The sequence below is a fragment of the Roseovarius bejariae genome, assembly GCF_009669325.1.
GTDB lineage: Bacteria > Pseudomonadota > Alphaproteobacteria > Rhodobacterales > Rhodobacteraceae > Roseovarius > Roseovarius bejariae.
In genome coordinates this window covers 447,758-472,149 of record NZ_SZWE01000002.1, presented here as the reverse complement: position 1 = coordinate 472,149, position 24,392 = coordinate 447,758, and the positions used below count along the sequence as shown (strand labels likewise).

At 63.4% G+C, this 24,392-nt stretch carries 29 protein-coding genes; 8 read left to right on the top strand and 21 right to left on the bottom strand.

What is annotated here, in order from left to right; translation table 11 throughout:
• Window positions 1–160: 160 nt before the first annotated feature.
• A complete protein-coding gene (locus tag FDP25_RS16335) occupies window positions 161–517 on the top strand; it encodes a hypothetical protein (RefSeq protein ID WP_154154788.1) in 357 nt (118 codons plus the stop codon).
• 80 nt (window positions 518–597) lie between these two features.
• Here FDP25_RS16335 and cysE read toward each other — a convergent pair whose 3' ends face one another.
• Complete coding sequence (cysE, locus tag FDP25_RS16330; RefSeq protein WP_154154785.1) at window positions 598–1,413, bottom strand: serine O-acetyltransferase; 816 nt, start codon at window positions 1,411–1,413, stop codon at window positions 598–600.
• A 63-nt stretch (window positions 1,414–1,476) separates the two neighbouring features.
• Between cysE and FDP25_RS16325 the strand changes: the two genes are divergently transcribed.
• Complete coding sequence (locus FDP25_RS16325; RefSeq protein WP_343032092.1) at window positions 1,477–1,836, top strand: TraR/DksA family transcriptional regulator; 360 nt, start codon at window positions 1,477–1,479, stop codon at window positions 1,834–1,836.
• Here the strand turns inward: FDP25_RS16325 and FDP25_RS16320 are convergent.
• From FDP25_RS16320 to FDP25_RS16235, 18 genes are all read right to left on the bottom strand, one after another.
• Window positions 1,833–5,831 carry a baseplate multidomain protein megatron gene (locus tag FDP25_RS16320; protein WP_154154779.1) on the bottom strand — a complete coding sequence of 1,333 codons (3,999 nt, stop codon included), beginning with the start codon at window positions 5,829–5,831 and terminating at the stop codon, window positions 1,833–1,835. The genes FDP25_RS16325 and FDP25_RS16320 overlap by 4 nt on opposite strands.
• A 15-nt stretch (window positions 5,832–5,846) precedes the next feature.
• Window positions 5,847–6,278, bottom strand: a complete 432-nt coding sequence (locus FDP25_RS16315; protein WP_154154776.1) for a C40 family peptidase — start codon at window positions 6,276–6,278, stop codon at window positions 5,847–5,849.
• Entirely contained in the window at window positions 6,278–7,165 is an 888-nt protein-coding gene (locus tag FDP25_RS16310) for a DUF2163 domain-containing protein (protein ID WP_154154773.1), read from the bottom strand. Before FDP25_RS16310 ends, FDP25_RS16315 begins: the two co-directional genes overlap by 1 nt.
• On the bottom strand, window positions 7,162–7,794 hold the full coding sequence (locus tag FDP25_RS16305; RefSeq protein ID WP_154154770.1) for a DUF2460 domain-containing protein: 633 nt from the start codon (window positions 7,792–7,794) through the stop codon (window positions 7,162–7,164). Before FDP25_RS16305 ends, FDP25_RS16310 begins: the two co-directional genes overlap by 4 nt.
• 12 nt (window positions 7,795–7,806) lie before the next feature.
• Window positions 7,807–8,469 carry a phage tail tape measure protein gene (locus FDP25_RS16300; RefSeq protein WP_154154768.1) on the bottom strand — a complete coding sequence of 221 codons (663 nt, stop codon included), beginning with the start codon at window positions 8,467–8,469 and terminating at the stop codon, window positions 7,807–7,809.
• The gene (locus FDP25_RS16295) at window positions 8,462–8,671 is read right to left on the bottom strand and encodes a rcc01693 family protein (protein ID WP_154154765.1); all 210 of its coding nucleotides are present in this window, start codon (window positions 8,669–8,671) and stop codon (window positions 8,462–8,464) included. The genes FDP25_RS16300 and FDP25_RS16295 overlap by 8 nt, the downstream gene beginning before the upstream one ends.
• The gene (locus FDP25_RS16290; protein WP_154154763.1) at window positions 8,668–8,988 is read right to left on the bottom strand and encodes a gene transfer agent family protein; all 321 of its coding nucleotides are present in this window, start codon (window positions 8,986–8,988) and stop codon (window positions 8,668–8,670) included. The genes FDP25_RS16295 and FDP25_RS16290 overlap by 4 nt, the downstream gene beginning before the upstream one ends.
• Before the next feature lie 4 nt (window positions 8,989–8,992).
• Window positions 8,993–9,406 carry a phage major tail protein, TP901-1 family gene (locus tag FDP25_RS16285; RefSeq protein WP_154154760.1) on the bottom strand — a complete coding sequence of 138 codons (414 nt, stop codon included), beginning with the start codon at window positions 9,404–9,406 and terminating at the stop codon, window positions 8,993–8,995.
• A gap of 26 nt (window positions 9,407–9,432) precedes the next feature.
• The gene (locus tag FDP25_RS16280; RefSeq protein ID WP_154154757.1) at window positions 9,433–9,846 is read right to left on the bottom strand and encodes a DUF3168 domain-containing protein; all 414 of its coding nucleotides are present in this window, start codon (window positions 9,844–9,846) and stop codon (window positions 9,433–9,435) included.
• Complete coding sequence (locus FDP25_RS16275) at window positions 9,843–10,181, bottom strand: head-tail adaptor protein (protein WP_154154754.1); 339 nt, start codon at window positions 10,179–10,181, stop codon at window positions 9,843–9,845. The genes FDP25_RS16280 and FDP25_RS16275 overlap by 4 nt, the downstream gene beginning before the upstream one ends.
• Window positions 10,181–10,780: a head-tail connector protein gene (locus FDP25_RS16270; RefSeq protein ID WP_154154752.1), complete on the bottom strand. Its 600-nt coding sequence runs from the start codon at window positions 10,778–10,780 to the stop codon at window positions 10,181–10,183. Before FDP25_RS16270 ends, FDP25_RS16275 begins: the two co-directional genes overlap by 1 nt.
• Window positions 10,781–10,933: 153 nt before the next feature.
• On the bottom strand, window positions 10,934–12,121 hold the full coding sequence (locus tag FDP25_RS16265) for a phage major capsid protein (RefSeq protein ID WP_154154749.1): 1,188 nt from the start codon (window positions 12,119–12,121) through the stop codon (window positions 10,934–10,936).
• A 39-nt stretch (window positions 12,122–12,160) separates the two neighbouring features.
• Window positions 12,161–12,718 (bottom strand): HK97 family phage prohead protease, encoded by a 558-nt coding sequence (locus FDP25_RS16260; RefSeq protein WP_154155115.1) that lies wholly within the window; start codon window positions 12,716–12,718, stop codon window positions 12,161–12,163.
• A gap of 42 nt (window positions 12,719–12,760) precedes the next feature.
• Complete coding sequence (locus FDP25_RS16255) at window positions 12,761–13,006, bottom strand: GTA head formation protein, RCAP_rcc01685 family (protein WP_246175954.1); 246 nt, start codon at window positions 13,004–13,006, stop codon at window positions 12,761–12,763.
• Window positions 13,003–14,217, bottom strand: coding sequence for a phage portal protein (locus FDP25_RS16250; RefSeq protein ID WP_154154746.1), 1,215 nt, complete (start codon window positions 14,215–14,217; stop codon window positions 13,003–13,005). The genes FDP25_RS16255 and FDP25_RS16250 overlap by 4 nt, the downstream gene beginning before the upstream one ends.
• 80 nt (window positions 14,218–14,297) lie before the next feature.
• Window positions 14,298–15,674, bottom strand: coding sequence for a DNA-packaging protein (locus FDP25_RS16245; protein ID WP_154154743.1), 1,377 nt, complete (start codon window positions 15,672–15,674; stop codon window positions 14,298–14,300).
• Window positions 15,562–15,918 carry a hypothetical protein gene (locus FDP25_RS16240; protein WP_154154740.1) on the bottom strand — a complete coding sequence of 119 codons (357 nt, stop codon included), beginning with the start codon at window positions 15,916–15,918 and terminating at the stop codon, window positions 15,562–15,564. Before FDP25_RS16240 ends, FDP25_RS16245 begins: the two co-directional genes overlap by 113 nt.
• A gap of 412 nt (window positions 15,919–16,330) precedes the next feature.
• Window positions 16,331–16,915 (bottom strand): HNH endonuclease, encoded by a 585-nt coding sequence (locus FDP25_RS16235; RefSeq protein WP_154154737.1) that lies wholly within the window; start codon window positions 16,913–16,915, stop codon window positions 16,331–16,333.
• Window positions 16,916–17,128: 213 nt separating this feature from the next.
• On the opposite strand from FDP25_RS16235, the gene FDP25_RS16230 reads away from it, so the two are divergent.
• Window positions 17,129–17,551 (top strand): VOC family protein, encoded by a 423-nt coding sequence (locus FDP25_RS16230; protein ID WP_154155109.1) that lies wholly within the window; start codon window positions 17,129–17,131, stop codon window positions 17,549–17,551.
• Here FDP25_RS16230 and FDP25_RS16225 read toward each other — a convergent pair whose 3' ends face one another.
• Window positions 17,552–18,895 carry an aminotransferase-like domain-containing protein gene (locus FDP25_RS16225; RefSeq protein ID WP_343032090.1) on the bottom strand — a complete coding sequence of 448 codons (1,344 nt, stop codon included), beginning with the start codon at window positions 18,893–18,895 and terminating at the stop codon, window positions 17,552–17,554.
• 149 nt (window positions 18,896–19,044) lie between these two features.
• On the opposite strand from FDP25_RS16225, the gene FDP25_RS16220 reads away from it, so the two are divergent.
• Complete coding sequence (locus FDP25_RS16220) at window positions 19,045–19,278, top strand: DUF1127 domain-containing protein (protein ID WP_154154731.1); 234 nt, start codon at window positions 19,045–19,047, stop codon at window positions 19,276–19,278.
• A 55-nt stretch (window positions 19,279–19,333) separates the two neighbouring features.
• Here the strand turns inward: FDP25_RS16220 and FDP25_RS16215 are convergent, their stop codons facing one another.
• The gene (locus tag FDP25_RS16215) at window positions 19,334–19,753 is read right to left on the bottom strand and encodes a PaaI family thioesterase (protein ID WP_154154729.1); all 420 of its coding nucleotides are present in this window, start codon (window positions 19,751–19,753) and stop codon (window positions 19,334–19,336) included.
• Between the two features lie 58 nt (window positions 19,754–19,811).
• Between FDP25_RS16215 and FDP25_RS16210 the strand changes: the two genes are divergently transcribed.
• The 4 genes from FDP25_RS16210 to gluQRS all read left to right on the top strand — a co-directional run bounded on the left by FDP25_RS16210 (window position 19,812) and on the right by gluQRS (window position 24,367).
• On the top strand, window positions 19,812–20,597 hold the full coding sequence (locus tag FDP25_RS16210) for an enoyl-CoA hydratase (RefSeq protein ID WP_154154726.1): 786 nt from the start codon (window positions 19,812–19,814) through the stop codon (window positions 20,595–20,597).
• A gap of 133 nt (window positions 20,598–20,730) precedes the next feature.
• Complete coding sequence (locus FDP25_RS16205) at window positions 20,731–22,086, top strand: cytochrome-c peroxidase (RefSeq protein WP_246175952.1); 1,356 nt, start codon at window positions 20,731–20,733, stop codon at window positions 22,084–22,086.
• 39 nt (window positions 22,087–22,125) lie between these two features.
• Complete coding sequence (trmFO, locus tag FDP25_RS16200; protein ID WP_154154723.1) at window positions 22,126–23,484, top strand: methylenetetrahydrofolate--tRNA-(uracil(54)-C(5))-methyltransferase (FADH(2)-oxidizing) TrmFO; 1,359 nt, start codon at window positions 22,126–22,128, stop codon at window positions 23,482–23,484.
• A gap of 28 nt (window positions 23,485–23,512) precedes the next feature.
• Window positions 23,513–24,367 (top strand): tRNA glutamyl-Q(34) synthetase GluQRS, encoded by an 855-nt coding sequence (gluQRS, locus tag FDP25_RS16195; protein WP_154154720.1) that lies wholly within the window; start codon window positions 23,513–23,515, stop codon window positions 24,365–24,367.
• Window positions 24,368–24,392 lie beyond the last annotated feature (25 nt).

The window sequence follows — 24,392 nt, the reverse complement described above, 5'->3', positions numbered from 1 at the left end:
ACAGCACAGCACGCATATTCGTGCACTGTCACCACCATACCACCTGAGGACAGAACACTTGGTTCTCAGGTGGTATGGCGAGACCCAGTCCTGCCCAAAATGGAAAATTTCGCAATAATATGTTAAAATCCCCCTTTAAACATTAAGGGAGGGGGACAAAATGACCTATAATTTTGTCAGCTGCGCCGCTGTCGCCACCATGCTCTTGACGGGCTGCATGGCAACAACTGCCACCGAAGAAGTCGATCCACTAACCGCACGGCTATCCGGTAAGACAGGTGTCCATGCATCAGGCACCACTGTGACGCTACATGAGGATGGTCGCATTACCGGCCAAACCCACAACGGTCAGGCCATTGTTGGCGCCTGGGAGGTTCGTAACGGTCGGTATTGCCGCACGATCACAGCGCCAGAATCACTTGCGGGCTCGAATTGCCAAGACGTCGAATTCGATGGCAACAAAATGGTCTTCATCAAGGATGACGGCACATCATCGACGTTCGTAGCGCAGGGATAGCATATTCGCAAAAACCATTCGCCTTGTACACGGCAAGGTCGCTCAAGGCGAAAGCGCCAAACCTGCCGGGACAAGTGGTCTCACTCCGACCCCTTGATCCCTAGAAGCTGATCCATGCTCACCGAGGGTTGATCGCAACCCGCTTCGCCGACGATCTTGGCTGGCACGCCCGCCACGGTCTTGCACGGCGGCACCTCCTGCAACACGACAGAACCGGCTGCCACGCGGGAACAATTGCCGACCCGGATATTGCCAAGAACCTTGGCCCCGGCCCCGATCAAGACACCGTCGCCGATCTTGGGGTGACGATCTTCTTCTTCCTTGCCGGTCCCGCCAAGCGTCACCGAGTGCAGCATCGACACGTTGTCGCCCACGGTCGCGGTCTCACCGATCACGATGGAATGCGCGTGGTCAATCATGATTCCCTTGCCGATCTTTGCTGCGGGGTGAATATCCACGCCAAACACCTCGGAAATCCGCATCTGGAAGAACCGTGCCATATCGCGCCGGTCCTGACGCCACAACCAATTGGCCACGCGGTAGGCCTGTATGGCCTGGAAACCCTTGAAAAACAGCAGCGGCTGAATGAAGCGATCACACGCCGGGTCACGATCATTCACCGCAACAATATCGGCGCGCGCCGCAACCGATATATCACCATCATCCACATAGGCCGCATCGCAAATTTCCCGCAGCAGCATCTCGGGCATCTCGCCCGACCCAAGTTTCAGGGAGATACGGTATGCCAAGGCAGACTCGAACGAGGCATGGTGCAAAATCGACGAATGCACGACCCCGCCCAAAAGCGGCTCATGTTCGATCGCATTTTCCGCCTCACCCCGAATACGGGCCCAAACCGGGTCCAACTCGGCCAGTTTTCTGCGCGTTTCAACCATTTGCATGCTCCTGTGCTTGTGGTTGAGTATATCAGATAGGCGCGTTTCGCAAAACGCAAAGCTGTGATCAAGGGGATCAAGGAATTGAATGCAGATCAGCAAACCCATTTCCGAACACTCATCACCCAGCGTCTGGCGGCACTCGACGCAGAAGATACCCTAGGCGAAGCGGGGCAAGCCACCGTGGAACTGGATCAACAGGCTGTCGGGCGGCTCAGCCGTCAGGACGCCTTGCAGAACCAAGCCATGGCCAAGGCCACGCACACACGCAGGCAGATGGAACGGCAAAAGCTCAAAGCCGCCCTCGCCCGCATGGACGAAGGCGAATTTGGGTATTGCGAAGACTGCGGCGATAAAATTGCAGCAGGGCGGTTGGAGCTTGACCCCGGCGTGACCCGCTGCGTCGACTGCGCAAAGGGTTAAGCTTCAATCGCAATTCTCGCCCATTGCCCCGGCCCATAAAGCGCCGAGACCTGTGCGACATGCACTTCATACTCTCCACTGAGCGCGTCCGAGGCCCGCGCCGCAGCGTCATAAGTCCATTCCGGCACAGATGTCATGTGCTCGCGAACAACCTGTGTGCCCTGCATGACACGTACGACATAGCTTTCGGTTTCTTCTCCCAAAGGCACCTCGGGCGTATCCCACCTGTCTCCGCCGATGCGGGGCCGGCGAATCCACTTGAACTGTTGGTTCTGCCCGGCCTCACCGAAAGCTTGCAAATGCACAGGGCGCAAAGGCCGCAGCCCAAGGCCATCAAAAGCAATCTGCGCATGGCTATAGGACGGGTCATCCACGGGCCGCTGTGCCGGGCCAATGCGATAATGCCGTGACTGGCCCCGCTTGGCCTCGGGCAAATCAATCTGCTGCGGGCTGCCATCCAACCGCACCACGATTGACCCCAGGGGCCAGACATGCCCCGGCTCAACCTCTGTGCCCAATTGCCCCCGCAACCGATGCGACAGAACATAGGTCTCCGGTGCAACCAGATCGGCATCGCGGAACTGGAACAGCTCCCACCCCCCCGGCGTTCCATCCCCGATGGCACAAAGGTTCCCGCCGTTCAGCATCTCCTCGCGGTTGATACTTTCCAACTGACCATAGCGCATATTCACATACAGCCCCGCCCCCCGGTCATAGCGCCCCATCGGCGCCCAACTCAGGGGGGTTTCCGTCACCCCAACCGGGGTGCGTGCGGCCAGAATGCGGTTCAGCCGGTAATTGGCATCTTCATCCGAGGCATAAAGCGCCGCCGACCCCGGCCATGGGTCTGCCATTACCGCGATATGCGGCGCATGAGGCACCTCCTCCCCGGTCATCAAGGGCAGATCAAGAAACAAGGGCGTCACCGGCACAGGCGCAGCAAAGGCGCGTACCGCACCCGCCTCTTCCTCAACCTCGATGGGGTCATAACACTCCGGCTCAATGCGCACGGCCTCGGCTTTTTGGGCGCTGCCCATCTGCTCCACCCGGTCGATGCGATAAAGCCCACGTCCCCCCTCTTCGGGCACCGAAATCACATCGCCCGCGCCTGCCTCCAAGCGCGAAGGCGGCAGCACCAAACGCTGGCTATCGCGCGCCACCCGCGCCTCGGACAGCCACCGGGCCACTGTCTGCCGCCCCTCCGTCCGCGTCATGGCCATGGGCATTTCCGAGGTGGACACAGCATGTGTCGCCTCATCCGGCAGCACGCTTTCCTCGGCGATCACCTCGTAATCGGCATCCGCCTCGACAAAGCGCAACCGCACCCGGCCTGCAAGTTCAGCCGCATTGCCGCGTGTCTCCTCCATGATTCCGTCCATCTCCGGATCACGGACCAGATAGTCCGGCTCGACAACATGATCGACAACCCCATCCCGCAACTGGTAGCGCAGCACCCCGTCGCGCTCGACCGCGTCCACCCCATGGCGCAGCATCAGGGGCTGCATCGCGCCGCGTGCTTCACCGACCTGATCCACCAGATATCCACGCACCAACCCATGCGCCGCGCCAGTCTGGCCGTGATGCAATCCAGCCCGTGTACCAATCTCGTCCAAAACCGACGGCAAGGTCCGCGCCGACATCCGCCCATTCAGCCAATGACCCCGCGCATAGTTCTCCCCATCCGACCAGAGCCCTCGATTATTTGGGAAAAACGGGAAAGGCCGCGCATCCCAGGCCCAGGCACAGCTATGCGCCCAATCGACCATCGGCCCGCCATACTCCTCAGAAACTGGGTTCCGCGCCGGATCATCCCAATACCCCGCCATGGCGCGCAGGTATTGAAACTGCATCAGTTCATCACGCCTCCCGTTTGAATGGCGCGGCAGGCTGGATTCCGAGGACTTGGGATCGACGAATTTATTGGGCTGATTGCTCCCCTTGTCGATCGCGGCACAGCCATACTCGGAAAATCTTATTGGCTTCGACATCGGCACCCAATCCGTGGGGGTCTCCGACCGCATACCGCCTATTCGCTCATGATGCGGATTGGCCCACCAATTGCGAATATCCTTGAATCGCCAGATCCACGGCTCGCCATGATCCTCGTCGGTGATCGGGGTTCGGATCTGCGCCGCGCGCGCCTCGGGTGAATGGTAATACCAATCATAGCCTTCGCCGCCCTCGATATTACCTTGCAAATACTCCAGGTCATAGATCGACCCGGCCCCGGCATCGGCGTGATCCTCGCCTTCCCGCCAATCGCTCAGCGGCATGTAATTGTCGATCCCGATGAAATCGATGTTGTCATCCGCCCACAGCGGATCAAGATGGAAAAATCGGTCGCCATTGCCGGGTTGATAGCCGAAATACTCGGTCCAGTCGGCGGCATATCCGATCTTCACCTCCGGCCCCAGAAGGCTGCGCACCTCACCGGCCAGATCAATCAAGTGCTGCACGGCCGGAAAGGAATTCCCCGGCCCCCGCAACTGCGTCAGTCCGCGCATTTCCGACCCGATGCAGAAACTCTCGACACCGCCCGCCGCCTTGCACAAGGCCGCCTGATGCAGAATGAACCGGCGATAACCCCACTCGTCCGGGCCACTATAGGACACCGGGCTTCGGCTCACTCCTCCATTGTAGAAAATAAAATCAAATGCGCCATTGCCGGCCGTACTCCCCGTCCAAGATTGCCCTTCGACCGTGAAATCCGAAGCCTGCGCCACGCCGAAAAACGCCGCAACCTGCGCCTCGGCCTCTGCCGTACCATCAGGACTATCCTCTTGCCCGGGGGCTCGCGCGCCGGTGATCCGCCCGCGCCACGGCAAGGCGGGCTGGTCATCCCCGCCATAGGGATCAGGCAAACCGTTGCCCGCCATCTGCTGCATCAGGATGAAGGGATAATACATCACCTCCTGCCCGGCCTCCTTCAAGGCCTCAATCGCCTCCACCACGGACGCATCGGCAGGCGTGCCACCATAAACCGGACGATCATTAGCATCACGCGCTACGCTCTGTGCGGCCTGCCGGGTCACCCCGGAGACCTTCCACGGCATATTCCTGGCGTCGAATTCCTTCTGCTCCACCATGGGCCGTATCGTGCAGTCCCCACAGCGCAGGTCATCTCCGAACCAGCTCACGATCAGCGAACTCGTCCCACAGCCCGGCAGCTCCCCCTCAAGGCTCTCCAATGAGGTCAGGAAGTCTGCTTTCCCCGAGGGCGTATTCACATTGGCCAACCCGGTAGAGCCAAACCCGAAGTTCATCCGCACCGGCGTCGTGGCAAGCGCATATTCGCCGCTGCCCGGCAGCATCGCCACCCCGCGCACCCCTTGCACCGGGTCCAGATCGGCCCCCTCGGCCCCGGGCTGCGCCGGGCGGCAGACCTCGAAACTGAACTGCGGCACCCGGTTGCCATAGGGGCCAAGCTCCAGATCCTCGATCACCACATAGGCCGTGCCACGATAGGCAGGCACCGTGCCTGCGCCCTCAACCGCCTCCATCCGCGGATCGGGCATTTGGTCGGGCGTGCCGCGATAGACCCGCATGTTCAGATCATCACGCGCCACTTCCGTCCCATCGGCCCAGACACGGCCCACATGCGAAATCTCGCCTTCGCACAGGGCAATCGCCAAACTCACCGAATAGCTATACTTGGATTGCGTGGGCCTGCGCGGTCCACCCCCCTTTCCACCACCGCCGCCTGTGATCGTCACTGTCTCCAGGAACTCCGTGGCCCAGATCACCTGCCCCGACACCCGCATCCGGCCATAGACCTGCGCCACGGCGTCCCCCTCGCCCGCGCCGGTCAGACGCAGGCGATTGACGCGGCCCGTCTCCACCACCTCGGATCCCTGCCCCATCAACCGCTGGTCGATGGACCGACCGATAACCGCCCCTGCAAACCGGCCCACGGCGGCCATCGACAGCCCCAGAACCGAGCCCCCGACCGAGCCGCCAATCGCCGCCCCCGCCGCCGAAAGAATGATCGTCGCCATGCCTGCTACCCCTTCCTATGGAAATTCAAATCGCGCCACGATGCGCCGCCGCCACGGCGGCGTCAGCGGGCTTTCCACCACCCCATGCCCCGAATAGGCATGAATGAACGTGGCCTGCGCGCCCACCTGCGCCGCAACACCCAGATGCTTGGCCACCCCCTGCACCCGCATCCGAAACAAAAGTACATCCCCCGGGGCCTCATCCCCCAAGGGCTTGGCCCGCAAATGCCGCGCCGCCGCGCGCCATAACTGCTCATCCCCCGCCGGTTCCGACCAATCCATCGAGTAGGCCGGCACCGCCTCGGGCTCCGCGCCCAAGACCTCGCGCCACAGCCCACGCAAAAGGCCAAGGCAATCGCACCCCGCCCCCTTGCACGAGGCCTGATGCCGATAAGGCGTGCCCAACCAACCCCGCGCGGCGCTCACAATCTCATCCCCCCGGCTCATCACCTGCGGCTCCCGCCATCCAAGCGGCCCGCGCGGGCCGGGTCACTGATCGTCCAGTCATCGCCGGGAATATCCGGGAACCCCTGAAAATTCAGATAGTTGTTGAACTTGAAGCGGCAGCTCTCCCCACGCTTGTCGCACCCCGCAGTCAGGCGCAGGGCATCACCCGGACGGGTCGGCGCGCGCAAGGGCTCCCACAGCTCGATCACCCGCGCGTCACTCTCCTGGACATCGCTCTTGATCGCCCCGCTCAACCCTTGGGCATCGCCGCTTTCGATCCGCAACACCCCATGCCGGAACCAAGCGGGCGCAAAGCCCGCCAATTCGGCAAAACGGAACACCCGCCGCTCCTCGACCTCCTCGACCACCCCTTCGGCAAAATACCCCGGCGTCGTCACATCGAACCCACAGGCCACATCGCCCAAGACCGCCGTGCAGGGCTTCTGGTAAACCCGCCCCACCGGGCGGTTCAGAACATCCGTCAGCCCCCGCAACTCGGCCTCGAACGCTCCACCGGCACGGCGCAACTCGCCAATACTGCCGCGAAACTGCAACTGCCGTGCCCTTACATCGGCCCAGTTCACCAGCCAGGCGCGCACCTCGGCCCCGTCATAGCGCCCCGCCTCGATATCCGCCTCGCGGATGGCGGCATCGCTCAAGGCCCCCAAAGCCTCGGTATTGTCCACCGAAAGCCCGGTGCTCTGCTGCAAGGCCAAGGAACTTAGCCCTGTATCAGCCTTGAACGTGATCCCCTCGAACGCCAGCCCGCAATCATGGTCCGTGAACCCCAGTGTCACACCATCCGACCGCGTCACCGCCCAACAGCGACACGTCGTGGTCACGCCGGTTGCCAAATGCGCCTTCAATCCCTCGTGCAGCCCGCTCATACCCGGACCTCCACGATCGGCACATTGGGCGCATCGCCCGCCTGAAAACTGGCAAGCGAGGTCTGGATACGGTCAATGTCAAACCGCACCGGCACGTCGAACTCGAACCCGGCGGTGATCTCGACACCCTCATTCGGCGGATGCACAAACCGGATCATCCCGGTATCCGCCTCCACCTCGTAATGCACGCCCTCCTGCTGCTCATCGCCACCAAGACCCACGCGCACGGTGCCCGCCACGGGCTTGGTTATGGGCCGCTCATAAACCTGCTGACCCGAGCGGTACTGCTTGACCAGTTGAAAATCGCTGGTCACATCATCGCCCACGGCGATCACCTGATCGTCATAGCCCACCTCGGCCCGCGCGCCGCAGGATTTGTAATCGGTCCAATCCTTCCACCGGAACCCGTATATCTGCCCCTGCCGCGCCTCGAAAAAGGCGATCAAGGTCTCGATATCGTCCAGACTGCGCATCGCCACGCCCGCGTCATAGCGGCGGCGCGAATGCCGCCACGGCGTGTTGCGCTCTTCGAACCCATTGGCCAGTGTCACCACATCCGTGTGCCGCTCCGGCCCCCCGATCGATCCGAAGCTCAGGCTTGCGGGGAAACGTACCTCGTGAAAATTCATGGCTCTCCCTCCTTAACGGTTGCGCGCGCCGCGCCCGATGGCGCGGCCCAGCTCGGCGGCGATCTGCCCTTTCGAGCGGCGGAAGCCCTCAGCATCGGGCGTCGAGATGTTCATCACCACGCTGACCGGCGCACCACCGCCCCGCGCCTGCACCCCCAGCTTGCCATCGGGGCCACGCGACAACGGCATGATCGCCTCCGGCCCCGCCTCGCCCATCAACCCGGTGCCATTCCGCATCGGAAAACTCACCGGCCCGCTGACGATCCCGCCACTGGCAAAGGGCTGCACCCGGCCTTGCGAGAATGAACCGCCCTTCTCGAAGGGAAAGAGGCCCGACATCAGGCCGCCCACCCCCTGCGCCAGCAACCCGCCGACATGCTCCGTCACCGGCTTCACCGCCGAATTGAAGGCCGCGTTGATCATCGAATTGGTCATCTTCTCAAGGGCCTGGGACAGGCTATCGCCATGCACCACCGCCCCCCGAATGGCCCGGGTCAGCCCCCGGCCGATCCCGCGCTCCAGTGTCGCCACATCCTGGCCGGTCTCGGCAAAACTTTCGCGCACCCGCGCCAGTTCGGCGTTGAAGGCCGCCGCCATCCCGGTGGTTTGCCCAAGGGTTTCGTCCAGCGCCTCAACCTGCGCGTCCAGATCATCCAATCGTTCCACGTCATTCATCCTTTGTGTCTTTCGGTGCATCGGGGAAATCGGCCATCAAGGCCTCAAGCCCTCCACGCCGCAGGGGGGCGATCCCGGCCCGCGTGCCCAGCATCAGTTCCAACTCCGCCGGGGTCAGCGCCCAGAACTCCGCAGGCCGCAACCCAAGCCCGCGCATCCCCGCCTGCATCAGGGCAGGCCAATCAAAGCGCGCAGCCCTCATACCCCCTCCGGCGCCATGAAGGCCCGCGCCAGCAACTCGGCGGCGGCCCGGGCGGCGCCCATGGCCCCGCCCTCGATCTCGGCGCTCAGCAGGTCACTTGCCTGCCCGCGCCAGCCCCCGCCGCGCAGCCCCGCCACGATCAGGCGCAGCACATCGCGGCTGGAAAAAGCGCCGCTCTCAAAGCGCTCCACCATGCCCACCAGACTGTCGCCCTCAAGGCTCGCCTCCAGTTCGGCCAAGGCCCCGAGGGTCAGCTTCATCACATGCCGCTGCCCGTCGATCACCAAGCCCACCTCGCCTGCATAGGGGTTCGCCATCGGATCACGCCGCCGTAAAACTCAGCTGCCCCGCCGAGGCCAGCGACAACTCATAGGTCGCCTCGCCGTCATGGGTGCCCGCATATTCGATCGCGCTCACCTGGAACGGCCCCTCGACCACCCCGAAATCCGGGATCACCACCTGGAAATCCGGGGTCTCACCATCGAAAAAGATCTGCCGCGCGCGCTCGTCGCTGGCCGCGTCGCGGAAAATTCCCGACCCGCTGATCGAGGCCGATTTGACACCCGCCCCCGCCAGCAACTCGCGCCAACCGCCCGCGCTCTCAAGGCTCGTCACATCCACGCTTTCCGCGTTGAAACTGATGCGCGTCGCCCGCAGGCCCGCCACCGTCTGAAAATTGCCGTCGCTGGTCAGGTCGATCTTGACCAACAGGTCCTTGCCGTTTTGAACTGCCATGGTTCATCTCCCGTGAAATCAATGGGTTAAAGGGTGTCGTCCACACGCGCGCGAAAGGTCAGGTCGATCCGGCGAATATCGCCGGTCCCCTCCCGCCGCGCCCGCGCTCGATAGAAATGCAAGGCCGCCAAGCGCCCCCGCGAAAGGCTCAATTGCGCATCGGTCAGGGCGTCGCTGATCGCCGCCGCCACCTCCTTCGCGCCGTGAAACCCGGCCTCCGAAGTGACCACCGAAACGCTCACCCGATGCCACGCGCCACCGCCCGTGCCATCGCCACGCTCGCGCACATCCTCGGGGCCGAGCGTGACATAGGTCTCGGGCAATGGCCCGCTGGGCAGCGCATCGTAGATCGCATCGCCCACCAAACCCCCAAGGCCCGCATCCGCCGCCAAATGCTGATAAATCGCCGCCTGCAAGGCCGCCGCCGCGCCATAGCTCATAGGCCCACCTCCTCTTCGCAAAAGCAGGTCAGGAACCGCGCCGCCGCGTCCCGCTCGGCCACCGCCTCAATCCGCAGGATGCGCGTGCCGTCACGAAACCGCTGGCTCGCTTGCGGCCGTGATGCCGCCCCCAAGGGCGCCGCCCGCACCGTCACGCGAAACCCCGTGGCCGACACGGCCCCGCCTTCCCCGGCCCGGTCGCGCCCCGTGCGTGCGCGCACTTCGGCCCATAGCGTGCCCAGCGCGGCCCATGTCTCCTCATGGCCGCCCGCGCCATCGCTCACGCGCTCAGGCGCTTCCAAAACCAGCGGTCGGTTCAAATGCACCCGGCCCATCACGCACCGCCCCCGGCCATCAGCCGCACGGTGCGATAGCGCTCAATCAGGCTGGTGACCCCAAAGGGCATGCATCCCCCGCCCAGCGCGGTTTCGTGCCGATACTCATAGTAATGCGCCGCCAGCAAAAGCACCGCCTGCCCCAGATCGGCGGGCAAGCCCGCCCAATCCGGCGCATACCCGGCGCTCAACTGCACCTCCGCCACACCCCCCTCGGGGATCGCGGGCAACACCGTGCCGCCCGGGCGCAAAACAGGCCGATGCGCATCCGGCTCAAGCCGGTACATCGCAGGCGCAATCACCTCTTCCTCTTCATCCCGGTTGCGCAACAAAAGCTGCGTCACCGCCGTGACCGGCGCCACCGGAAGGGGCTGCCCCCCCGCCGCGCGCCACCGCGTCACGGTCCAGGAAAACCCCCGTTCGATCAAAACCTTGCCGGTGCGCGCCTCGATTGCCGCCATGGCCGCCCGCAGAAACCCCATCAAAACAGGTTCCTGCACATCGCCATCGGCAAACCCGGTGCCCAGCCGCAGATGCGCCTTGAACTCTTCCACCGGAAGCGCCGCATCGGGCAAGGTGGTCTCTTCGATCAACATCATGGACTCTCTCCACACATCCCAATCCCCTCCGGTGGTTCAGGCGCGCGCAGCCTCACGTTGCTCGTCCGAAGGGGAGCAGCTGGACAACGCAAATCGCGGCAAAACGCGCGCCACGGACGGGGGCAGCCCGGCCCCCGCCCCATCGCTCACCTCTTACGAGGTGGCGAATTTCAACAGCTTGATCGCAGCGAAATCGCTCACGTCACCGCCCACGCGCTTGGTGGCATAGAACAACACATGCGGCTTGGCGCTGAACGGATCGCGCAGCACACGCAGGTCCGGGCGCTCGGCCACGGTGTAGCCTGCGTTGAAATCGCCAAAGGCAATGGCATCCGCGCCGGTCGCAATATCGGGCATGTCCTCGGCAATCAGCACCGGATAACCCATCAAGCGTGCAGGTTCCCCCGCGGCCAGGCCATCAGACCACAGGAAACGCCCGTCATTGTCCTTCAGCTTGCGCACGGCCCCTGCGGTTTTCGAATTCATCACGAAGGCCGCATTGGCGCGGTACTGCGCGCCCAGCGCATAGACCAGGTCGATGATCGCCTCGGCCCCGCCGAAATCACCATCCACACCCGTCGGCACATAGCCAAGATTGCCCCATGTCCAGACATAATTGTCGACACTGGGATGGGTCATAAAGCCGGTGGGCTTATCCACACCATCGCCATTGATGAAGGCATCCGCTTCGGCACGGGCGAACTTGTCGGCAATACGCCCAGCAAGCCAGCCTTCGATGTCAAAGGCACTGTCATCCAACAGGCGTTGGCTGGCCTTGGGCAGCGCCGACAGCTCGTGCAGCGGGATGGTGATCCGGTCAATCGTGGGCGTGCCGGTCTCGGTGGTCGGGTCACTTTCCGTGGCCCAACCATGGCCCACATCCGTGTGGTCAATCAGCATGTCAAAGCTGGTGGCTTCCACCTGCACCACATTGGCAATCGCCCGGATCGACGCGGTCGAGGCCAGAACGCTTTTCACGCTCTCGGCGGTCTGCGGATCCACCAGATAGCCACCGTCGCCGGCAACGGCGGTGCTCATCGCCTTGCCTTCCAGTTCCAGACCGCGCAGGCCATCATCGTCGCCACTGCGCAGATAGGCATCAAAGGCCTTCTGATGCGGGGCCTCCCCGGCATCCGCCGCCGCCAGAACCGGGCGCGCCGCAGCCGCCCCCATGGATTTACGCTCAAACTTGGTCATTTTGTCATCCTGCTGTTGAAGTCGGTTTTCGATCTCGGCCCGAAAGCCTTTGAACTCGGTCATGAACCCCGCCACGGCGGACTTCACCTCATGGACCGGAGACACATCTCCCCCGGTCCGAGACTGTGCCTCGGTCTTGCTCATCGCTTGATCCCACTGTCGTTTCGGTCGTGTTGCGGCGCTCTAGCTTTGCGCCATCTCCCGGCGCGCGCCCTCGAAGGCCGCCGCCAGTTCGCGCAAGGTCTGGTCCGTCTCCGGGGTCTCCCCCTTGGCCCCCACCCGCGCACTGGGCAGCATCGGGAAGGTCACAAGCGACACCTCCCAAAGCTCCAGTTCCATCAAGAGCCGCTGGCCCTTGTCATTCTTTGTGGCCTTCACCGTCCGGTAGCCGATGGAAAGCCCATCAATCGCCCCGGCGGCAATCAGGGCGGCGGCCTCGCGGGCGCGCTCCACCCCGTCCAGCAACCGGCCCTTCACATACAGGCCCTTGCCGTCCTCGCGCACCTCGTCCCAGACGCCAATCGGCTGCGCCGGGTCATGCTGCCACAGCATCTTCACCGCGCGCCCCTCTTTGCCCAGCTTGGTCAGCGATGCGCCATAGGCCCCCTTGGCCACCACGTCACCGCCCCGGTCGCGACTGCCGAACAGGCTCGCATAGCCTTCGATCACCGCATTCTCGCTCACGGAGATCTCCTCACCTAACCGGCAGAACTTGTGCTCCAAGCCCCATTGATCCTGCATCTCGCTCATCCTTTCCTCATCCCCAGTTCCAAGCCCGAACACTCACGGCAACGCCGCCAGCAAGGGCTGAAACGCCTGCGCCAGTATCGCGCCGACCACGCCATAGACCGCCAGCCAAAGCCGCTTTTCCAGTCGCTCCAACATCTCCTCGATCTTCTCCAGCCGCTGCACCATGGCCTCGTTGCGCAGGGTCGAGACCCGCTCATGCGCCTCCAGCCGCAACGCCGGCGCGCAATCGAAGGCCTCGAAACCATAGCGCGCGCCATCCTCTCCCATCGCCGGGCTCATGCCTGCCCCTCGTCACGGTCGGCCTCGGCCACCTCACTCTCCGCCAAGGGCGGCAGGCCCAGCATCCGGCGCTTTTCCTCCCGGCTCAGGAAATCGGCCCCCGCCACGCGCCGCCACTGCGCCTCGCGCTCATGCGCAAGCGCCGTGACCTGCTCGATATCGGGCCGCATCTCGATCACCTCGCCGGTATAACGGCCCAGCCAATGCGCAAGGCTCCCCGCCACGCGCCCCGCCATGGGCAGCACTGTCAGGCGGTAAAACGCCCGGTTCGCCTCCTGGTAATTGGCATAGGTCGCATCGCCCGGAATCCCCAACAACATCGGCGGCACCCCGAAGGCCAGGGCGATCTCCCGCGCCGCCGCCTCCTTGCTTTTCTGGAACTCCATGTCCGAGGGCGAAAAGCCCATCGGCTTCCAATCCAAGCCCCCTTCCAACAGCATCGGCCGCCCGGCGTTGCGCGCGCCCTGATGATGGCTCTCCATCTCGCTCACCAGACGGTCATATTGATCCGTGGAAAGCGTCCCCTGCCCCTCGGCCCCGCGATAGACAATCGCCCCCGAGGGCCGCGCCGCATTGTCCAGCAAAGCCTTCGACCACCGGCTCGCCGCGTTATGCACATCCAGGGCCTGCGCCGCCGCCTGCAATGGCGACAGCCCGTAATGATCATCCTGCGGATGAAACCCCTTCACATGGCAGACCGGCGAAATCCCCTCCTCGACGGCAAAGCGATGCTTGCGCCCGCCCACCGCATATTCATAACCCACGGGCCAGCCATCGCCGCCCGGAACAACACTCATCCGGTCCGAACGCAGCACATGCAGCTCAACTGGCACAGCCCCCGGCGCCCCCACAGCCTCGACATAGGCATTGCCGGTCAGGATCAACTGCGCATAAAGCGCCTCCAGCATCTCGGCCCCCGCCTGCGCCCCGTTGGGCCGCGCCAGCAAATCCTTGACGGGATGCGCCTCATACGCCCCCCCGGCCCCGGTCATGACCATCGGCAGGCCCGCGCAGGCCTCCGCCACCAGCTTGACACAGCGATGCACCACCGGGTTCCCGGCATAGCCCGTCCGCGTCAGCGACACCGTGTCCCGCGGGCTCCAGGCCACACGCCCCGCCCCGTGCCAGGCCATCACCGGCGCCGCGGCACTTGCCTTTTGTTCCGGCGCTGCGGGCGCTGCCCCGCCCTGTCTGAAGAAATCCAGTATCATTCTCGGCTCCACTCCTTGGGTCTTCGGCCATTCCGCGTCGTCGAAAGCCACCAGACCCCTAAAAGTTTAAGAAAAATAAATCAGACCGCGCGCACCCTCGGGCGCCGCCACTTGGCCGCCGGCACGATCATCACCTCATGCAAGGCCCAAACCAGCGCATCCACCCGGTCGGGGCTGCCCTTGCCTTCGAACCCCTGCGCCGTCATCGCGCACATCTGGTCCTCCAGATCGCCCAGGCCCCGCGCATGGAACACCCTCCGCTGCTCGTACAAAGCGGCCACAGGCTCTGCCCGGGTCACCTTGCCCCGGCTGGCATGAACGCTCTTTACCGGCACCAACGGGTCCACCTGCCGGATGACCTGCGCCACCAGATCCCCGCCCTGGTTCACCTCGGCCACCAAGCGCTCGGCGCCGAATTGCTCCATCGCGCGAATGGCGGCATTGGCCCAACTCGACGGGCTCGCCGCCCCGATGCTGCAATCGGCCAGGACATAGGCCCGCCAATCCTGCACCGGGCCTTGGGTGACGGCCCCCGCCACCACGATCCCGCACTCGTCCGATCCCTCGCGCCCGGTTACCGGCGGGTCGATCGCCACCACCACCCGGTCCAGCTCGGGCAGGTCGTCCACCTGCAAGGCTTCCAACATCCGCGTGGTCCAAAGTGCGCCCTCGGCCTCGTCCAGCAACACGCCCTCCAATTCCTGACGCCCCAATCGCGTCCCGGCATAGCGCGTGCGCACTTCGTCAAGGAAAGACTGCGCCAGATAGGCCCTGTTGGCCTCGGTGGGCGCACTGGTGACAACCGTGCTCTCCTGCGCCACGACCTCTTTCAACACGCCCACATTGCGCGGCGTGGTGGTCACGCAGACCTGCGGATGCTCCCCCAACCGCAAGCCGAACTGCAACATGTCCCATGTCTCGCGCGCCCGCTTCCACTTGGCCAGTTCATCCACCCAAGCGCCGTCAAACTGCGGCCCGCGCAACGCCTCGGGGTCATGCGCGGAATACACCTGCGCCGTGGCCCCGTTGTGCCACAACAACCGCTTGCGCGTCGGCTGCCAGACGGGCCGCCGGTCCGGCGGCGAACAGGCCATAATCCCGCTTTCGCCAAAGATCATCACATCGCGCACCTGGTCCATGGTTTCCCCTACCAAGGCCAACCGCCGACAGCGCCCCGGCGCAAGCGGCGTCGCCCCTTCCACCTGCGTGCGCACCCATTCGGCCCCGGCGCGGGTCTTCCCCGCGCCGCGCCCGCCCATGATGACCCAGGCCCGCCAATCGCCCTCGGGCGGCAACTGGTGCTCCAACGCCCAGAACTCGAACAGATAGGGCAGCGCCAGAAGTTCACCTTCGTTTAACGCATCGAGGAACTCGTCCTGAGCATCTGGCCCTTCTGAGGCGATCCAGGCGGCACCCGATCGCAGTCCGTGCTGCGTCGAAGTCGAGGGCGTAATCATGGACGATGCCCTTTTCTTTTTTTCGATGCTTTTCAAGTTGCACCTCCGCTTCCAAGGCGATCTTCAACCATTGCCGAATCTCGGCGGTGGCCTTCGCGCCATCCTTCAAATTGCTCAGATCCCCAGCCCTGAGCTGCTCGTATTTCGCCTCCAGTTCGTCGCGCATGTCCGCCAGTTGGCGCTCCAGCGACCGGATAGACGTCGTCAGGCCCGTGGGCCCGTCGTCGGGGGTGATCAAGACCATGTTCGCTCTGCCTCATGTTGCTTGTCTTTTCCCCGGACAAGAGAGGCAGCGATCCCGCCCCTTCCAGCGAGATCGGTTATCTTAGCGAAAGGTTAAAAGGTGGTAGGCAGGGCGTACGGTGGGGGGGCGAACCCGGACAAAGCCGATTTCTTCAAAAGAAATCGGACCGAAGTCTTTTCAAGACTTCGGCACCGCCCGGCTCACGCAGAAGCCCTGACCGTGGGGGCACATTCATCGCGCACCGTCTTTCAAGCCGCACTGTCGCTCAAACCATCCGCCCCGGGCCTGACCGGGGCCCCGGCTCAGGAGCGACCGCCGGCATTTTCGTACAACTTGTACGTTTCTCGCGCTCGCCCCTTGGATTTTCGTACAAAACGCGCGTCCAAAACGTACGAGTCGTACGAAACCCGTCTCAGGCTTCCAATTCGGCGTCCCAATACAGGAAATCAAGCCAGCTTTCGTGCAGGTGGTTGGGCGGGAATTTCCGGCCAAGGTTGCGTAACTGCTCCGCCCCCGGCGCGCGCGGCGGCTTCTGCAAGGCCATGTTCGCTTGCCGTAAGCTCTTGGACCCCTTGCGTAAATTACACGGGGAACAGGCCGCGACCACGTTTTCCCAACTGGTGATCCCGCCGCTGGCCCGCGGCACCACGTGGTCAAAGGTCAAATCCCCCTTCGCCCCGCAGTACTGACAGCGGAATTCATCCCTTAAGAATAAATTAAAGCGCGTGAAGGCCACGCGCTTTTGGGGTTTGACGTAATCTCTCAGGACAACCACGCTCGGTATCCGTATCACCGTACTCGGGCTTCGGACCGTGTCGTCATATTCTGCAACGATATCAACACGATCGAGGTAGGCCGCCTTCACCGCATCCTGCCACGGCCAGAGCGACAAGGGATAGTAGGACAAGGGCCTGTAATCGGCATTCAGCACCAGCGCGGGATGCTGCTTGAGCGCCGCTGGCTCCCTGACGAACTCTGTTCTGAAATCCCCATCCATGGTCAATCTGTCTCCCACCCGGCAAAGCCTCGTTTAAAGCTCCGGGGCGGGACACGCCGCCCCTTCCTCATGGCTACTATATATCGCGTATTCAGACTGGCAAGCCCCACGATCAGCAGCATATCTAGCGATCTGCTACCGCAGCTCTGTAACCCCTTCATGACAGTTATCCACAACTTGCGAAATGCGCCTGCCACGGTTTACCCTCCCCTCATGACCCTGCCCGATGCCCCGCCCCTTTCCGCCCTTCTCGAAGCCGCGCTTTATGCCGAAGATCTTGATTTGGCAGAAGAATTCTACGGCACCACCCTCGGTTTGCCCGAGGTCACGCGCGTCGAGGGGCGGCACATCTTCTACCGCGTGGGGCAGACGATCCTCCTGATCTTCAACCCACAGGCCACGCAACACGGCTCAAGCAACACGCGCCTGCCCGTTCCCGCCCATGGCGCAACAGGCCCCGGCCACCTGTGCTTCGCCGCCTCTCGCGATGAAATCACTCAATGGAAACAAAGACTTGAGGCCACAGGCCACCCAACCGAGGTTGAGTTCGACTGGCCCAATGGCGCCCATTCCCTGTATTTCCGCGACCCGGCTGGCAATTCCCTGGAGCTCGCCGAACCCCGCCTCTGGTTCTGATCACAAGTCCACGTTGACCGGGGGCCTCGCAAGCAGGCCACTCAACCGCTCCAACGCACCCTGCAATACCGCCTCCGACACATCCGGCGTCAAGCTCACCCGCACCGAATGCGGCGATTGACCGTCAGGCAAGGCGAATTCGTCCGCCGATTTGATCTGCACCCCCGCCGCATCACAGGCCCGCATGAAGGTGGACCCGCGCCAGCCCTGCGGCAGGCGCAACCAGATGAAAGGCAAGCTCGGCTGCCACGAAATATCCCATTGCCCCAAGATGTTAACCGCCATTCTGACCCGCGCCTGAACGGCCTGCACCACGCCTGCGCGCATCTCTTCCGCCTGCCCGCTGTCGATCAGGTCCGCGCCCAGGTCCAGGATCGGTTGCGGCATCCCGTAAAACGACGATTGCGCCACCTGCTGCGCTGCCGCCCCCTGCCCACGCGGACAGACGGCAAAGCCAAACCGCAGGGCCGACGACACGGATTTCGTCAAGGACGAGATATACCATGCATGGTCCGGACAGATCGCGCGATAGGTCGGAGCGTCTGGCCGCGTGATGCAATGGCAATCATCCTCGATAATCCGAAGCTGATAGCGCTGCGCGATCCGCGCGATCTCTTGACGGCGTTCAACGGGCGTATGTACCGCTGTCGGGCTATGCGCCTCGGGCGCGGTCAGCAACACCTGCCCGCCATGCCTCTGCAGCGCCTCTTCAAGCCGGTCAGGCCGCAACCCGTACTCGTCCATCTCGACGCCCACCACCTGTGCCCGCAAAAGGCGTGCCGCGTGTCTTACACCGGGGTAACAAAGGGTCTCGGTCAGGATCACCGGCGTCGCCCCATGCAGACAGGTCTGCAAGGCCATGATCACCGAATGCTGCGCCCCCAGCCCCATGACCACATCGCCGGTCTCGAACCGCCCGGCCCTGTCCGGCCCGATCCACCGGGCCACGGCGGTCTGTGCCGGGGCGGTCGTCTGGCTGTTGGGATAATCGCGATAACTGAACCCCGGTGAATCTGACAGCCGCGACAGCCCGGCCCGGATGGCCGCCTCCTGCCCCACGTCCAGAACGCGGCAGGCGCGCAGGTCGATGGAATCGGTGGCCACCTCGGTAATCAAGGGGTCCCCCGGCGAAACGCCCCCCTGCACCGGCGCAGCCCCGGCCACGAAGGTGCCCCGGCCAACGGTGGTTTCAACCAAGCCCTCGTCGGCCGCCATGCGATAGGCCCGCGCAACCGTGCCCGGTGTGATGCCCAACTCCCACGCCAGATCGCGCACGGTCGGCATCTTGTAGCCTCTCTCCAATGCACCTGAGCGAACAGCCGTGCGCAGAGATTGTATCAACACAAGGTACTTCGGGCCTGCGCTTTTGGTAAAATCTGGCGGCCAAATTGTATCGGTCACAATAAAATCCTCGCGGAAAGGTCGATGCGATGCTACGCATTGTATGCACGACACGACACATTGTATCAACACAAACCAAAGGAGACGATGATATGACGATCCTCACGCGCACCGATCGCTCGGCCCTGCAATCCCTTGCAGCCCAGAACGCCCTGCCCGCGATTGCCAGCGTGGCGGTACGTTTCGCTTATCTCGTCACCCTCTGGTCACAGCGCAGCCGCACCCGGCGCGCCCTCAAACGCCTGCCTGCCCACCTGCGCAAGGATGTCGGCCTGACCGCCGATCAGGCGGACATCGAAGCACGCAAACTTTTCTGGAATCCCTGATCGCGACCCGTTCGCGGTTCTTCCTGACTGGGCCGGGGCATTCCCGGCCCATTTTTTATCGCGGCGGGATCGAATAGGTCAGGCTTGCGCGCGCCACCGGGGCCTCGCCGCCGTCCGAGAACATCAAGACCTCACCCACCGCCAGTACCCGGCCAAGTTTCAGCAACCGGCATTCTGCAATCAAATCCTTGCCCGCTTCGGGTTTGCGCATGAAATCGATGCTGCAATTGGTGGTTACCGCCAAGGCCTGCGGCCCGATCATCGCCAGCACGGCCATATATACAGCCACATCCGCCAAGGCGAACATCGACGGGCCCGACACCGTCCCACCGGGGCGCAGATGCTTTTCCGCCGTCGCAAGCCGCACCCGGATTCGCATCTCGCCCAGATCCTCGATGACGAAATCGCCCTCCACCTGCGGGAAAACCTCCGCAATGAAGGCGTCCAACTCCTCGATGGTCATCTGCAAGCCCATGCTTTCCTCCCTGCCTGTTCACCGTTAAGAATGGCCACAAGCCAGAAGGAGATACAAGATGCCGATCCTTGAGCGGAAAGATACAGGCGCCATCGCCCGCCTGACCCTGAACCATCCCGAAAAGCTCAATGCGCTGTCCGATGCCATGCTGGCCGCGCTGTCCGATGAGTTCGAAGCGCTGGCGGCGGATGAAAAAATCCGCGTGGTGATCATCGCGGGGGCGGGCAAGGCCTTCTGCGCCGGTCACGACCTCAAGGAAATGACCCAGGGCCGTCAGGCCGAGGATGGCGGCAAAGCCTATTTCGCCGATCTTTTCGCGCGCTGCACCAAGGTCATGACCGCCATTCGCAACCTGCCCCAGCCGGTGATCGCCCAACCCCACGGCATCGCCACCGCCGCGGGTTGTCAACTGGTCGCCAGTTGCGACATGGCCGTGGCCGCCGAAGGCACCCGTTTTGGCGTCAATGGCGTGAACATCGGCCTCTTCTGCTCCACTCCGATGGTGGCCCTGTCGCGCAATATCCCGCGCAAGCAGGCGTTCGAGATGCTGACGACGGGCGAATTCATCGACACCGACCGTGCACAGGCCCTCGGACTGATCAACCGCGCCGTGCCACATGACGATCTGGAAGCGGCCACCGATGAACTCGCCGAAACCGTGGCCGCCAAACTCGGCGCCGCCGTGCGCATCGGCAAACGCGCTTTCTATGATCAATTGGAAATGACCCTCGATCAGGCCTATGCCCACACCGGGCAGGTCATGGTGGAAAACATGCTCTACCGTGACACCGAAGAAGGCATCGCCGCCTTCCTCGAAAAACGCCCGCCAGAATGGGATCAGTAACCCCCGTGGCCCACTGAAAACACCGCCTCACACACGAGATTGAGGCAGTGTTTCCAATTTTGCGCCACATTATTTCCACATTTGACGTTTTCCGGCCGGTTTTTGCACGATAAACGGGGACTTAGGGGGCGTGATGGGAAGTCTGTTTGTCATCATGCGTACATGGGTCGCCACCGGGATATTGTCCCTCCAAGCCAGCCTCTCTCTGGCCGCTGATTTGCCCGAACCGGCGACCCGTGCGGACTTTCCGACCCCCGGGGCCACTTCTGTTCTTTTAGGACGGGATTTGTTCTTCGATCCCATCCTTTCAGGCAATCGCAACATCTCTTGCGCCTCTTGCCATCACCCCGATCACGCCAGTGCCGATGGCCTCTCACTCAATGTCGGCGAAGGTGGAATTGGCCATGGGAAAACCCGCCGGGCCACCCCCGAAAATCCGCCTCGCACCCTTGTGCCCCGCAACGCGCCCGCGCTGTTCAACCTCGGCGCACAGGAATTCAAGGCCCTCTTTCACGATGGCCGGGTCGAGATCGACGCAAGCCAACGCTTCGGCGTCCGCCTGCCCAAAGGCCAACACCTCGAACGGCCCCTGCCCCTTCTCGCGGCCCAGGCCCTCATGCCCATGGTGGCACCCAATGAAATGGCCGGACAGCCCGGTGAAAACCCGGTGGCCGATCTGGTTGCCCAAGGGCAGATCACCGGCCATTCCGGCGCATGGCAGGCCATTGCCGCCCGCGTGGCGCGAATCCCCGATTACCGCCGCCGTTTCGAATGGCTGAACGGCCGCGGGGAGCCGATTCACATTACCGATATCGCCCGCGTTATAGCCGCCTTCATCACCTATGAATTCCGCGCCACCGACAGCCCCTTCGATGCCTTCCTGATGGGTGACGACACGGCCCTGAACAACGACCAACTCCGTGGCATGTCCCTGTTCTACGGCAAAGCCGGCTGCGCCTCCTGTCACTCTGGCCCCTTCCAGACCGATCACCAGTTTCACGCCTTGGGTGTGCCGCAAATCGGCCCCGGCAAAGGCCATGGCCCCAAGGGACATGCCGACCACGGGCGCGGCTACGTCACCGGCAAACCGCAAGACCGCTATCGGTTTCGCACCCCCTCCCTGCGCAACGTGGCCCTCACCGCACCCTACGGCCATTCCGGCGCCTATTCCGATCTGGGCGACATGATCCGCCATCACCTCGACCCGGAAACCGCCTTGGCCGAATATATCGGGCTGGAAAAAGCCACCCTGCCGCAACACGGGTTGCCCGGCCCTCACGACCCCGCCATGCGGGACTTTGACGAGGTGCTGGCCATCTCCCAGGCGATCACGATCGACCTCCCTCCTCTCAATGGATCAGAAATCGACGCCCTCATCGCCTTCCTGCACGCCTTGACCGATCCGATCTCGACCAAGGGCCGCCTCGGCCCGCCTGAAACCGTGCCCTCCGGCCTACCTGTCGATAACGGCACCGCGGACCCCTCCTGACCCTTTCCAAACGCCCGCCAATCGCCTACATCGCGCGACATGGATAAAACACTTCACATCATCGGCGGCGGCATGGCCGGGTCCGAGGCCGCATGGCAAGCCGCGAACATGGGCGTCCCCGTGGTCATCCACGAAATGCGCCCCAAGGTGGAAACCTTCGCGCATCGCACCGGCGATCTGGCCGAAATGGTCTGTTCCAATTCCTTCCGCTCGGACGATGATGAGCAAAACGCCGTGGGCCTGCTGCATTGGGAAATGCGCGCCGCCAACGGGTTGATCATGCACACCGCCGACAAACACCGCCTGCCCGCAGGCGGCGCCCTCGCCGTGGATCGCGATCCCTTCGCACAGGACGTCACGGCGACCCTGCGCAACCACCCGCTCGTCACGATTGACTACGGCGAAATCTCCGAGTTGCCCACTGATGGCCATTGGATCATCGCCACCGGCCCGCTGACCAGCGAAGGTTTGGGACAGGCGATTGCCAAGGAAACCGGGAAAGAGGCGCTGGCCTTCTTCGATGCCATCGCCCCCATCGTCTATGCCGACAGCATCGACATGTCCAAGGCATGGATGCAATCACGCTACGACAAGGGCGACACCGAGGAAGAGCGCACCGCCTACCTCAATTGCCCCATGGACCGCGACCAATACGAGGCCTTCATCGACGCGCTCCTTGCCGCGGATAAGACCGAGTTCCACGACGGCGAAACCGCCGGCTATTTCGACGGCTGCCTGCCCATCGAAGTGATGGCCGAACGCGGCCGCGAAACCCTGCGCCATGGGCCGATGAAACCCGTGGGCCTGACCAACCCGCACCAGCCCGATGTCAAACCCTGGGCCGTGGTGCAGCTTCGCCGCGACAACGCGCTTGGCACGCTGTTCAATATCGTCGGCTTTCAAACCAAGATGAAGTACGGCGCGCAAACCGCTGTTTTCAAAATGATTCCCGGACTTGAGGATGCCAGCTTCGCGCGCCTTGGCGGCATTCACCGCAACACCTTCATCAACTCGCCAACGCTGCTGGACAACCAAATGCGCCTGCACTCAAAACCCCATATTCGTTTCGCGGGCCAGATCACCGGCGTCGAAGGCTACGTCGAATCCGCCGCCATGGGCCTTCTCGCGGGCCGTATGGCCGCCGCCGAGATCTTGGGCCAGACCCCGCCCCCGGTGCCGCAGGATTCCGCCATGGGCGCCCTCATCCACCACATCACCGGCGGGGCCGAGGCCAAGACTTTCCAACCGATGAACGTCAATTTCGGCCTCTTCCGCCCGGTCGATGGCCTCAAGGGCGGGCGCCGTGGGCGCAAGGACCGATACAAGGCCTATACCGACCGCGCCAAAGCCGCTTGGACCGATTGGCTGGATCACGTCAAAGCACCTGAAACGGCATGAAGATCACTCGCGAAGCACCTGTAATCACATGACTTTCACCACGCGCTTCGCCCCATCGCCAACCGGCCCTCTGCACCTCGGCCATGCCTTCTCGGCGCTCACCGCCTTCGACATGGCCCAAGCGGCGGGTGGCAGTTTTCACCTGCGCATCGACGATCTCGATCAATCCCGCTCCCGTCCCGTATGGGAGGCGCAGATCTACGACGACCTGCACTGGCTGGGTCTCGACTGGCCCACGCCCGTCCTGCGCCAGTCCGATCGCCTCTCACGCTATCGTGAAGCGCTACAAATCCTTTGGAATCAAGGGCTTCTCTACCCCTGTTCATGCAGCCGCGCCGACATTCGCGCCGCCGCCTCCGCGCCGCAAGAAGGCGCCCCGCTGCATGGGCCAGACGGGCTGATCTATCCCGGCACCTGCCGCCCGAACACCCCACCGACAGGCCCCATGCCCGACACCCCCTTGCGGCTCGACATGGCACGCGCCCTGACGCGCCTCGACCCGCCCCTGAATTTCATCGAAACCGGCCAAGGCCCCGAGGGCGAAACCGGAACCATCACCCCACAAGATATGATCAAAACCGTCGGCGACGTGGCCCTCGCCCGCCCCGGCATGGGCGCTTCCTACCACCTCTCCGTGGTCTGCGACGATGCCGACCAAGGCATCACCCATGTCATCCGCGGCCAAGACCTCTTTACAGCCACGCAAATCCACGTCCTGCTGCAACGCCTGCTGGGCCTGCCCACACCAATCTATCACCACCACCGCCTGATCCGCGACGATACGGGCCGACGCCTTGCCAAACGCGATGACGCCCGCGCCATCGCCAGCTACCGCGCGATGGGCAAAACCCCTCACGATATCCGGCACATGATCGGCCTGTGACACCGCTTCATCTTTCCTGAAATAC